The sequence below is a fragment of the Azospirillum endophyticum genome, from assembly GCF_016595245.1.
Taxonomy (GTDB): Bacteria; Pseudomonadota; Alphaproteobacteria; order Azospirillales; family Azospirillaceae; genus Azospirillum; species Azospirillum endophyticum.
The window spans coordinates 239,541-251,733 of the sequence record NZ_JAENHM010000073.1; the positions used below are offsets into that span (position 1 = coordinate 239,541).

Annotated in this window: 9 protein-coding genes; 1 reads left to right on the plus strand and 8 read right to left on the minus strand. The window is 63.3% G+C overall.

All coding sequences use genetic code 11. The features are described from left to right. Positions 1–368: 368 nt before the first annotated feature. Positions 369–3,548 (minus strand): NACHT domain-containing protein, encoded by a 3,180-nt coding sequence (locus JHL17_RS28020; protein ID WP_200197937.1) that lies wholly within the window; start codon positions 3,546–3,548, stop codon positions 369–371. Positions 3,549–4,230: 682 nt separating this feature from the next. Here JHL17_RS28020 and JHL17_RS28025 point away from each other — a divergent pair. After that, the gene (locus JHL17_RS28025) at positions 4,231–4,689 is read left to right on the plus strand and encodes a hypothetical protein (RefSeq protein ID WP_200197938.1); all 459 of its coding nucleotides are present in this window, start codon (positions 4,231–4,233) and stop codon (positions 4,687–4,689) included. A 43-nt stretch (positions 4,690–4,732) separates the two neighbouring features. Here the strand turns inward: JHL17_RS28025 and lipA are convergent, their stop codons facing one another. The 7 genes from lipA to JHL17_RS28060 form a co-directional block, all read right to left on the minus strand. Further along, entirely contained in the window at positions 4,733–5,647 is a 915-nt protein-coding gene (gene lipA, locus JHL17_RS28030) for a lipoyl synthase (RefSeq protein WP_200197939.1), read from the minus strand. Beyond that, positions 5,647–6,759 (minus strand): 2,3-butanediol dehydrogenase, encoded by a 1,113-nt coding sequence (locus JHL17_RS28035; protein WP_247893868.1) that lies wholly within the window; start codon positions 6,757–6,759, stop codon positions 5,647–5,649. The genes lipA and JHL17_RS28035 overlap by 1 nt, the downstream gene beginning before the upstream one ends. A 47-nt stretch (positions 6,760–6,806) precedes the next feature. After that, positions 6,807–7,592, minus strand: a complete 786-nt coding sequence (locus JHL17_RS28040) for an SDR family NAD(P)-dependent oxidoreductase (protein ID WP_200197940.1) — start codon at positions 7,590–7,592, stop codon at positions 6,807–6,809. 96 nt (positions 7,593–7,688) lie between these two features. After that, a complete protein-coding gene (locus JHL17_RS28045; protein WP_200197941.1) occupies positions 7,689–8,813 on the minus strand; it encodes an acetoin dehydrogenase dihydrolipoyllysine-residue acetyltransferase subunit in 1,125 nt (374 codons plus the stop codon). Between the two features lie 167 nt (positions 8,814–8,980). Beyond that, entirely contained in the window at positions 8,981–10,015 is a 1,035-nt protein-coding gene (locus tag JHL17_RS28050) for an alpha-ketoacid dehydrogenase subunit beta (RefSeq protein ID WP_200197942.1), read from the minus strand. A gap of 35 nt (positions 10,016–10,050) precedes the next feature. Continuing rightward, positions 10,051–11,034 (minus strand): thiamine pyrophosphate-dependent dehydrogenase E1 component subunit alpha, encoded by a 984-nt coding sequence (locus JHL17_RS28055; RefSeq protein WP_200197943.1) that lies wholly within the window; start codon positions 11,032–11,034, stop codon positions 10,051–10,053. A gap of 32 nt (positions 11,035–11,066) precedes the next feature. Further along, a complete protein-coding gene (locus JHL17_RS28060; RefSeq protein WP_200197944.1) occupies positions 11,067–12,134 on the minus strand; it encodes an ATP-NAD kinase family protein in 1,068 nt (355 codons plus the stop codon). Between the last annotated feature and the right edge of the window lie 59 nt (positions 12,135–12,193).

The following is a 12,193-nucleotide window of genomic DNA, read 5'->3' on the forward strand; positions in this document are numbered from 1 at the left end:
GTGCAGGGCAACGTTACCCGAGCGATCTGAGCGATGAGGAGTGGGCGCTCATCCCGCCGGCCGCACGCCGTGCCGGGGGGATGAGCGGCTCGACGATCCGCCATTCCTAATCACTCGGGTAGCGCAGCTCGCTGCGTGCATGGCACTCTCGTCTTTCCGGCGCCCACATCCTCACCTCCATCCTGGAGGCGATTTGGAATCAAAACCGATTCATCCGGCTCAACTTCCTCTCGGACAGGCTCTAAAACGCCTCACAAGGAAATAATATTTCAGGAAAGACTCTAAGATCCGTCCGAATTCGTGTCCACCGGGCCGGGGGGAGGGATTGATATTATTAATTTCCCATACGGGTAGCCTGTTTCTATCTTCTATTCAAGTTCAAGCCACTTTGCGTCAATTTGCGCTAATTGAGTGCTCGCCTTATCACCTGGAAACTCAGGCCTGTTTCCATCTGGCCAGAAATCTAAAGGGCGCACGATCTTCCCGCTAGGAGGAAATGATCTGGACGCAACCCAATGAATGTAAATGCGTCGGACAAACTGTGTTTTCAACCGCGTAAAAGAAGCGGCGATCTTTGCTCGACTCGCAACAAAATCACGGGTGCTTTGCCAAACTACCCAGCCATCGCTTATCAATCCCCAAGTTAGCACAGTAAGCACAGAGATAATAAATGCAAAGAAAATTCCACTAAGTGCCAGTGATAGTGCTGCTTCCCCTGCAATCATCATTAAAACGTAAGAAAGAATCCCGTAGATGGCTCCGGTAACGATGATAAATTTTGCGAATTTAGCGAGTTTCTTGAGGGTCTGTGGCTGCGACATTTTGGATAAAACTAAGCGAGCGCGTATCCAAAAGATAGTTCTCGCGGGAAAGTAGCCAAATATACCAAGAAAAACAATGAACCACGCAGAAATCCATTCAGCCCCGGTTGGTACCCTATTCTCTGCTATCAATAGAAAGGCACTGGCAGTAGAGGCACTAACTAGGATAATACCGCATTGATGCAGTGGTTCCCGAAAGTCAGGCATTTCACAGACCAAAGTCGTTTTGGGCGCCAAAACCGAGGTCCTGGCTGTAGGGTCTGCTTGTCTACCTCCTATGTGAAAAATCCGCCGCAGCCAAGCCGAAGCTGGGCGACTCTTGTCAGAAGATGATCGGTCTTTGCTTGATGGAGCAAGAGGTTTTAGAATTTCTACGAAAGCAAAATTGATCCATGCATATATTAGAGTCATCCCGCCGATGCAAATTGCGGCCAAGGGAGCAGCGTATTCTTCTGAGTAACTCCATACCGCGATGCCGGCCAAGATTATCGTAGCGATAGCGGCCCTGATAGTGTCGTAACTATATTCGCGGAGCCATTTTGCTACTTGGCTGTAGGCGTCACAGAGGGTTAACGCATTTGCCTGCTGCCAAGCATTATAAGGGCTTTTCAACCCAGGTTGCAGAGCTTGGCGGAACATGGTGAACGCAAGATCAGGCTCCAATCGAGGCAGGTAACGCGCAGCGACTACTGCTCCCTCGCTTGCCCAGCCTGGAAAGCGAAAAATTGCTGTCGTGATGATGCGGGAGGTCCGCCTCCCAGATGGGAGGAGCCCCACTGCGTCAAACATGACCTTCTTCTCAATCAGATCGCCGCCAATAACTAACTTAGTCTCAATGGACCTCTGAAGACGAGTGCGGATAGCTCCAAGGTCGTCGGGTCGATTGCGGTAGCCATCACATAGGAATCTGAGTGCATTACGGGCTTCTCTATATGTCCTGATATCTTTCTGGGGCGACAAATTCGAAAGCAGGGAGGCGTAGCTCCAAGCATGCTTGATCAATTGAGACGTGCAATCTGGATTCGCGACTTCGGCGTAGAGAACCAACGTATCGCGCCAGCGCTGGTCCTGCTGAATCGCATCCAGATGCAGATCCATTCGACCATTCTCTAAGGCTAGTACCAAGTGGTATTCAGCGAAACGCCGATGGGAGAAGGTAAAACCGCCATCGGCGTCCATGTGCCCCAACCTAGCCTCTGCAAGTAAAGCAAGGACTGGAAGGAGAGCCGGATGCGGGCAAGAGATTTCAAGGTCAGCGTGGCTGAGATGCAGTGTGGGGTTCTCGCGGTTGAACATCACGAGAACCATAACCTCACAGACTTCGTCTACTTCGTGATCAGCGCACTGTATGCCGTGGATCCGTTGGCGAGCCTCCGCCAAGCTGCGCTTATGAAACGACGCGAACATGTCCCTCTGGGAACTGGGATACCGCTCCGTATTAATGGCGAAATTTCTCACATATTCTATTATTAGGTGCAATAGAAATGGGTTGCGGGCCAGTTGCCCCAAGTCTGAACGGTTGTGTCGAATAGTCTGCATGAAGTCAGCGGGGTCTGTCAGGGTCGATCTTACTACCCTTTCAATTTCGTACTCGCCGAGAGGAACTACCTCAAGTCGTGATGGCTCACATGCGCTTACTTTTGGGCTGCGGAAAGGCCGAGAGGCAATGATGGCGCGGGCATTGCCCGCAGTAGCGTACTTGGCCACAGTATCGGAGAGCTCTGCCACAACGCGTGAAGTATCGGCGTGATCGAGGACAGCTGGTATCTCATCAAACGAATCGAATATGAAGAAAAATCCACCGCTTGCATGGATATCCTCGAAGAGTGTTCCTTCCCCGAATAACCGCCGTGCAACAATTCCAATCTCGCGAATAACGTAAGATTTTACAAATCGTCCAAATGCCTCTTCATCGGGTAGTGCGCCGCCCTCTCCTGCGCTTTCCCGCCACTCCTTGAGATCGACATAGAGCGGTAACAATTGCTCCCGCCTACGCAAAGGATGCCAGTCACGCGCCTTCAACAAATCAGCTGCGAGTTGCCGCAAGGCGACGCTCTTACCTGACCCGGGGTCTCCGACTACTACGAAGAGGCGTCCGCGTTGGTTGTGACGGAGGGCTGTCAACAGATCTGGCAGGCGTGTGCGGCTTTGCCAGCCAACCCCTACTGCATCTACAGCAAGCAAGCTATAACGCATCTCAGATGGGGAGAGACGTCTACGGTCAGCTACTATCCGAAGCTGCTTTTCTATTGCCTCCCTTAGATGCCGAAGCTCCTCACCTACTGGGAGCGGCCGGCGGGTGCTACTCCTTCGTTCCCCCATCACCAATGGAATTCGACCTTGCGAAACAATCACCCAAGCCAGCACTACAGTCAACAGCATCACAACAACGCCTGACCAGGACGGGTCGCCAGCTACCGGTAAGCTTGCCAGCCCGGGGATTATCGTTGGGAGAGTGCTGGCAGCAAGGGCGGCAATCCATTGCTGTGGACCAGCTAGTGCAGCAAGCGCAACCGAGGTGCCCAGCGTCATCGCAGCCAGTCGGATTTTACCTTCGGTTACACTGGCATATCGGGCAAGACCAGCGCCCAGCCACATCAAACACAATGCAACGACCAACATGGGAAGCGCTAGAAGGAGTCCGGCAGTCCGCCATCCCACAAAGACCATTCCACTTGCCATGCACCCAAGCAGAAGGAAGAATACAAATCTAGTAACAAGTGCCATCCCTTAGCTCCCGGTCAGGCAGGGTCGGTAGGCGCGCAGACCTTATGTCGACGCCCAGAGTAGGCGGAATACCACTTTAGGAGATATTTGTCACGGTAATGCTCTTCATATTAGACGAGCGAGGAGTAATTTGCACGCTGGGGTCAGGCGTGTTTGGGGTAATGGGGGGGTGGAGGAACGTTGTTGGAATCCGGTCTGTCGGATCACCTAGACTGTAGCTGGATGTTTCCTGAGCTTGCTCAAGCGCGCCATGTCAAACGAGGCGGGGGCGTACAGTGTACCGTCGCAGCCATAATAAGCCCCCTGTCCACTGATCTCGATCAATGCTACCGCCGTCCTCTGGGTGGGGACCGGTCCGGATGCCGCCCAGGTCCTGAGTACCGCCGACGGCTTTGCCGGAGAAGCCGACCGGGTGAAGACCGAGGTGAGCAGCTTCATCCAGACCGTGCGCGCCGCCTGAGACTCTGCCGCTCGTCTTTATCGGCCCACCTGTCGGCTCTCCCCTCTGGCCGGCGCGGTGAGCCGGTACGTTCTTTGGTTTAAATAATTTTCGTGAATCTCTTTTAAGTTGCTTCAGCTCCTTTTGGTTTCTGGTTCTGCGAAATCTGCGCAGGCCATGGATTATTTCATGTCGGCCGGCTGTTCATAGCCATCGAAAGTAATCCACGGCGGGGCATCCACCATGATGCGGCGTTCCATTCTGCTCGGCTGCCTGCTGGCGGCCGGGATGGCCGGTTGCGGCCCACGTTTCGAGACGACGACGAGGTATTTCTCACCGGTCAGCGAGGCCGGAAGACTCTGTGTCGCCCAGTGCAAGCAGGCACAATCCATATGTGAATCCGCAAGGGAGCTGGCCCTTCAGACCTGCCGGGCCGAGGGGCTGACCCGCGCCCATGCCGATTATCGGGCCTATCTCAAGTCACTGCCCAAGGATTATAACAAGAAGAAGATGAAGACGCTCAGCGACTTCGAGCGGGAAATCAGTTGTTCCAGCAACCTTTACTGCGGATCCGATTACGATAGCTGTTTCAAGTCCTGTGGCGGCCGGATCGAGCAGCAGACCTATTGCGTCAGCGACTGCAAGCTGATGAAGCCGCCACAGCCGGACGGAGTCGCGGTCGGGCCGAAGACCACGCTCTGATGCCGGCGATCCCCGTCGATGACCGCCGGCATCGGAGCGACGCTCAAATCTTCGCCGCCGCCCGCCGCCGCAATTCTTCGAAGTCGCGGCCGGCGTGGTGGGAGGAGCGGGTCAGCGGCGTCGCCGACACCATCAGGAACCCCTTCGCCCGCGCCACCGTCGCGTAGCGCCCGAACTCCTCGGGCGTGACGTGGCGGGCGACCGGGTGGTGTTTCGGGGTGGGGCGGAGATACTGGCCGATGGTCAGGAAATCGACGCCCGCCGCCCGCAAATCGTCCATCACCTGCAACACCTCCGCCGGTTCCTCGCCCAACCCGACCATGATGCCGGACTTGGTGAAGACGGAGGGGTTGCGCTCCTTCACCCGCTCCAGCAGGCGGAGCGAGCCGTAGTAGCGCGCTCCCGGCCGCACGTCGGCATAGAGCCGCGGCACGGTCTCCAGATTGTGGTTGTAAACATCGGGCCGGGCATCGGCGACGGTCTCCACCGCTCCCGGCTTGTTGCGGAAATCGGGGGTCAGCACCTCCACCGTCGTGGCCGGCGCGGTCTCGCGCAGGCGGCGGATGCAGCGGGCGAACTGCGCAGCACCGCCGTCGGGCAGGTCGTCGCGGTCGACCGACGTGATGACGACATGGGCGAGGCCCAACTCGCCCACCGCCTCGGCCAGCCGGTCCGGCTCGTGGGGATCGAGCGCGTCCGGCCGGCCGGTGGCGACGTTGCAGAAGGCGCAGGCCCGCGTGCACACGCTGCCCAGGATCATCACCGTCGCATGCCGCTTGCTCCAGCAGTCGCCGATGTTGGGGCAGGCGGCCTCCTCGCAGACCGTGTTCAGGCCGTGGCGGCGGACGAGCGACCGGGTGTCCTCGAAGGCCGCACCGGCGGGAGCGCGGGCGCGGAGCCAGGCCGGCTTTTCGGCCCGGTGTTCCGGACGGGGAGCATGCAGCGCGGGCAGGGCCATCAGTGGACGAGCTCCGGCTGTTCGGCTGCCGCGGTCATGGCTTGCGGCTGCACGATGATCTTCACGTTGCGGTCCTTGTGGGCGACCAGCTCCTCGAAGCCGCCGCTGACGATGTCGGTCAGGGTGATGCGGCCGGTGATCAGCGGCTGCACGTCGATGCGGCCGTCGGCGATGAAGCGGATGACGTCGGCGAACTCGCCATTGTAGGCCAGCGAGCCGATGATCTGCTTCTCGGTGGCGACGATCTCGAAGAAGTTGAAGGAGCTTGGTTCCTCGAAGATGCCGACCAGCACCGTCTTGCCGGCCTTGCGGATCACGTCGATGGCGAGCTTGGCGGTGTCGCGATGGCCGATGCATTCGAACGACACGTCGGCGCCATAGCCGCCGGTCAGCGCCTTGACCTCCGCCACCGCGTCGCACTCCTTGGGATCGAGCACGATGCTGGCGCCGACCTCCAGCGCCTTGGCCTTGCGGGCGGCCGACATCTCCAGGACGATGATCCGCCCGGCTCCCGCCGCCTTCGCGCACATGATGGTGCACAGCCCGATGGTGCCGGCGCCGACCACCACCACCGTCTCGCCGACGATGCTGCCGGCCTTCTTCACCGCATGCATGCCGACCGCCAGCGGCTCGATCAGGGCGCCGGCCTCGGTCGGGAAACCGTCGGGCAGCTTGTAGAGCAGCTCGGCCGGGACGTTGACCAGGCTGGCGAAGGCGCCGTTGTTCATCAGGCCGGTGAAGGCCAGCTTCTCGCAGATGTTGTACATGCCGTGCTTGCAGTAATAGCACTCGCCGCAATGCTGGCAGGCGTCGGCCGCCACGCGGTCGCTGACGCTGAAACCGGTGACGCCGTCGCCCAGCACCGCGATCTCGCCGCTGAACTCGTGGCCGAGGATGCATTGGCCCTTCAGGCCGGTCAGCGGGTGCGGGGTATCGACCGGGATGAAGACCGGGCCGGCGACATACTCATGCAGGTCGGATCCGCAGATGCCGCACCAATGCACCTTGATCTGTACCCAGCCGGCGGGCGGGGCGCCCGGCAGCGGCACGTCCTCGACCCGGATGTCCTTGCGGCCATGCCAGACGGCGGCCTTCATCGAAATGGCATTCATAGCGTTTTCCTCCGGATTTATCGTTGTGTGGCGAGCCTGGCTGACGGTCAGGCGAACACCATCCCGCCATCGACCAGCAGGGACTGGCCGGTCATGAAGTCGCTGTCGGACGAGGCGAGGAAACGGGCGACGCCGACCAGATCGTCGGGGCGCGACGGCCGGCCCAGCACCGCGCCGGCGGCGAACATGTCGAAGGCTTCGTTCTCCGACTTGGTGATGCCGGTGTCGCGGAAGCCCTGGTCGATGATCTTCCACATCTCGGTCGCCACCACGCCGGGGCAGATGGCGTTGGCGGTGATGCCGTCCTTGCCGAAGCCGCGGGCGGCGGCCTGGGTCAATGCCACCACGGCGAACTTGCTGGCGGAGTAATGGGCCAGCGGCTCGTAGCCCTGCTTGCCGGCGATGGAGGCGGTGTTGACGATCTTGCCGCCGCCGCCCTGTTTGCGGAAGGTCTTGATGGCTTCCTGCATGCCGATCAGCACACCCAGCGCGTTGACGTCGTTGACCGTGTGCCAGTCGTCCTCGGTGATGTCGAGAAACGGCTTGGTCTGGGCGATGCCGGCATTGTTGAAGAGGACGTCGAGCCGGCCATGGGCCTTCACCGTCTCGTCGATCATGCGGCGGATTGCGGTGCGGTCGCGGACATCGACCGTCACGGCGATGGCGCTGCCGCCGGCGGCGCGGATGGCTTCGGCGACCTGTTGGGCGTCGGCCTCGGTGCGGTCGGCGATGGTCAGCTTGGCACCGTCGGCGGCCAGCGCGTGAGCGATGGTGGCGCCGATGCCGCGGCCGGCGCCGGTGACGATGATGCACTTGTCCTTGAGATCGGGCATGAACGGTCTCCTGCCGGCGCGCTGGCGGACAGCCTTGCGCGCCGGTGGCGAGGGGTTCGGGAACCGGGAAGAGGGGCGGGAAGGGGGCTGGCCTCCTCAGTCCGCCTTGGCGATGTGGTCCTTCAGCAGCGCGTTCACTTTGCCGGCCGCCTCCATCTGCACCATGTGGCCGGCGCCGGGGATGACGGCGACCTGGGCCGTGCTCGCCAGCGCCTGGGCATGGTCGGCGGGGATCACGCGGTCCTCTTCGCCCCACACCACCAGCGTCGGCGTCCCGGCATCGGCGATGCCGGCGGCGAGCACGCTGGCCTGCCGGCCCTCGGCGAACAGCGAGGCCGACAGCGCCCGCAGCGCCTCGTCCACGCCGTCCAGCCGCTTGTACTTCAGGAGGTCGTCGACCATCTGGCGGCTGACAAGGCCACGGTCGGCGAACAGCGTCTCCAGGACCGGTTTCAAGTCGCGGCGGGATGTCGCACCGACGAAGCCCTGGATGTAGCCATGGTCGATCCGTTCGCCGAGGCCGGCCGACGCGATCAGCGACAGCGACGCCACCCGGCCCGGCGCGTCGAGCGCGGTGCGCATCGACACCGCTCCGCCCATCGAGTGGCCGACGAAATGGGCGCGCTCCACCCCGACCGCATCGAGGAAGCCCAGCACCGCCTGCGACAGGCTGGACAGGCTGGGATCGACGATCCGCTTGGTCGACTGGCCGTGGCCGGGCAGGTCGAGCGCGTAGACGGTGGCCTTCTCCGCCAGCGCGTCGATGGTGAACAGCCAGTTGTCGAGATCGCCGCCGAAGCCGTGGACGAGCAGGACGGTCGGCCCGGCCTCGCCCCGCTTGGCATAGCGGATGGTGCCGGCCGGGGTTTCGGCGGTGTGGTATTGCGGGCCGGCCTCGGCCTCGCCGTCGTCTTCGCTGGCCGGGACGGCATAGGTGCTGATGAAGGCATCGATGTCGTCGTCGGGCACATCGGGTTCGGCCAGCACCGCGATCAGCGCCTTGACCGGATAGACGGTGCCGGGTTCGCCCAGCACCCGGCGCAGCACGCCGGTCTCGCCGGCTTCGACCACGTTGGTGATCTTGTCGGTCTCGACCTCCAGCAGCTCATCGCCGATGGAGATGGTGGACCCCGGCCGCTTCAGCCAGCCGGTGACCTTGCCCTCCGACATGGACAGGCCCCATTTCGGCATGACGATGGGCTTGATGCGCTCGTTCAACATGGACCTCGGTCTCCTGGGGAATTTCTTGTTTTGCAGCGTGACTTGCCCCCACCCCGGCCCTCCCCCGCTGGGCGGGGGAGGGGGCAACTGCTTGTTCGGGAGAGTGGCGGCAGTCCCTCCCCCGCCCAGCGGGGGAGGTTAGGTGGGGGTCTAACTCAGCGGGGAGATCACGCCGCGATCCGCGGCGACGCCCCCTTGGGCGACAGGGTGCGCCGAACGGCGCTGGCGATGCTGTCGGCGCTGGGCACGTACAGATCCTCAAGCGAGGGCGAGAAGGGCACCGGCGTGTGCGGGGCGGTGACCATCTGGATGCCGGCCTTCAGCGCGCCGAAGGCGTTCTGGCCGACGAAGGCGGCGATGTCGGTGGCGAGGTTGCAGCGGGGATGCGCCTCGTCCACCACCACCAGCCGGCCGGTGCGCTCGACGCTCTCGACGATGGTGTCCCAGTCGATCGGCGACAGGGTGCGCAGGTCGATCACCTCGGCCTCGGTGCCGTCCTTGGCCAGCGCCGCCGCGGCTTCCATCGCGCGGTGGACGGTCAGGCCGTAGCTGACGATGGTCACGTCGTCGCCGTCGCGCAGCACGTTCGCCTCGCCGAAGGGAATGGCGTAGCTCTCGGCCGGAACCTCGCATTCCAGGCCGTAGAGGTTCTTGTGCTCGCAGAAGATGACCGGGTCGTTGTCGCGGATCGACTGGATCAGCAGGCCCTTGGCGTCATAGGCGTTGCTGGGGCAGACCACCTTCAGCCCCGGAATGTGGGTGAACAGCGGCGTGAGCATCTGCGAATGCTGGGCGGCGGCGCGGAAGCCGGCGCCGACCATGCCGCGGATCACCACCGGCGTCTCGGCCTTGCCGCCGAACATGTAGCGGAACTTGGCCGCCTGGTTGAAGATCTGGTCGAAGCAGACGCCCATGAAGTCGAGGAACATCAGCTCCGCCACCGGCCGCAACCCGCAGGCGGCGGCGCCGATGGCGGCGCCGATATAGGCGGATTCCGACAGCGGCGTGTCCATCAGCCGGTCGCCATGCTTGGCGTACAGGCCCTTGGTGACGCCCAGCACGCCGCCCCAGGCGTCGTCCTCACCCTGGGCGCCGGTGCCGCCGACGATGTCCTCGCCCATGACGATGACGGTGGGATCGCGGCGCATCTCCAGGTCCAGGGCCTCGTTGATCGCCTGCTTCATGCTGATCTTGCGGGACATGTGTTTCCTCCGCGTTTGGCGTTTCTTGAATGGGCTCAGTAGGAGACGTAGACGTCGCGCAGCAGGTCTTCGGCCACCGGCAGCGGGGCGGCCTTGGCGGCGCGCACGGCGTCCTCGATCAGCGCGTTCACCTCGCGGTCGACGGCCTGCAGCTCGTCGCGGCCGATCACCCCGGCCTCGACCAGCCGTTCCGACAGGATGGTCAGGCAGTCGCGGGACGCGCGGATCGCCTCCAGCTCGCCCTTGGCGCGGTAGGTCTGGGCGTCGCCTTCGAAATGGCCGTAGAAGCGGACCATGTTGCATTCCAGCAGGGCCGGGCCGCCGCCGTCGCGGGCACGGCGGATGATCTCGCCGGCCGCCTCGTACACCGCGAAGAAGTCGGTGCCGTCCACCGTGACGCCCGGCATGCCGAAGCCGGTGGCGCGGTCGACATAGCTGTCGCAGGACACTGCCCATTCCATCGCGGTGGATTCGGCATAGCCGTTGTTCTCCACCACGAAGACCACCGGCAGGTTCCACACCGCGGCGAGGTTCAGGCTTTCCAGGAAGGTGCCCTGGTTCGACGCGCCGTCGCCGACGAAGGTGATGCCGACACCGCGGTCGCCGCGCACCTTGGCCGCCAGCGCCGCCCCGCAGATCAGCGGCGCGCCGGCGCCGAGGATGCCGTTGGCGCCCATCATGCCCTTGGACAGGTCGGCGATGTGCATCGATCCGCCCTTGCCCCGGCAGGCGCCGGTGCTGCGGCCGTAGATCTCCGCCATCATCGCGTGGACGTCGACACCCTTGGCGATGCAGTGGCCGTGGCCGCGGTGGGTGGAGGCGATGCGGTCGTTGTCGTTCAGGTGCATCATGATGCCGGTGGCGCAGGCCTCCTCGCCGGCATAGAGGTGGACGAAGCCGGGGATGTCGCCCTTGGCGAAATCGACGTGCAGCCGCTCCTCGAACTCGCGGATCGTCCGCATGGTGCGGTAGGCCTTCAGCAGCTCGTCCTTGCCGAGGGGAAAGGGATTCTGGGCCATGAGGTGTTTTCTCCCTGATTGGTGTTTGGTGGTTAGAAGGCTGCCGTGACGGGCACCGGGGTGCCGGTCAGCAGCCGGTTCTGGCCGGCGTGCCGCATCACTGCGGCGACGTTGACCGTGCGGAAGGCGTCGTCCCGGAGCGTCAGGGACAGACGGTCGCGTTCGCTGAAGGACAGTTCGCGCTCGCCATCCAGCGCGACCGAGCCGGCGGAGACCTCCGGCACGAAGGCCACGCCGGCCGGCATGCGGCGCCAGTCGGTGATGCCGACGCGGGCCATCATCCCCGGGGCGATGGGGGCGTGGAGGGTGGTGACGCCCTTGCGGCAGTCGCCATCCGGCGACAGCCGCACCATCAGGCCGCCGCTCTCGTCGCGGCCGACGGGCTCCAGCAGGCCGGCGATGGCCGACATGCCGATCACCTCCGGATCGGCGAAGGTGACGTAGAGTTCGCGGAAATTCTCGGTCCGCCACAGGGCGCGGGCGCCGATGTAGCGCTCCGTCACCAGGGCGACGTCGACCAGCGCCATCTCGGTGACGGTGGCGCCGGTCGCCCCGCTGACGAGGGACACGTCGATGCGCTTGTTGGCGGAAAACGCGATGTGCGGCGGCACCCGGCCGGTGACCGCCAGCCCGGTGGCGAGCCCGGTGATCGTCGGCTCGCGATGTTCGGGGAAGGCGTTGTTGGTGCCGGTGGAGATGCCGGCGATCGGCACCGTCCCGCATTCGGCCGCAACCGCCCGATGGGTGCCGTCGCCGCCCAGAACCACCAAGGCCGAGACGCCGGCCCGCCGCATCTCCGCGGTGGCGTGGTGGGTGTCGGCGACGGTGCCGGTGACCGGCATGGAGACGGTGTGGAGGGCGGGATAGATGTCCTCGCCGCGTGACCGGGCGCGCATCATGCCGCGCTCGACATGGGCGCGGATGCCGCCGTTCTCCGGCATCATCAGCACGTCGCGGACGCCGCAGGCGTGCAGCGCCGCCAGCACCCGCAGCAGGATGTTCGCCCGGTCGGCGATCTGCAGGCTGGTGGCGTTGGCGACGACCCGGCGGATGTCGCGGGCTGAAACCGGATTGGCGACGATACCGACGACCGGAGCCAAGATGGCACCTCCCCCTCGCTGATGCGCGCCGTTGATCGACGCGCGGTTCGGAGGAGTAA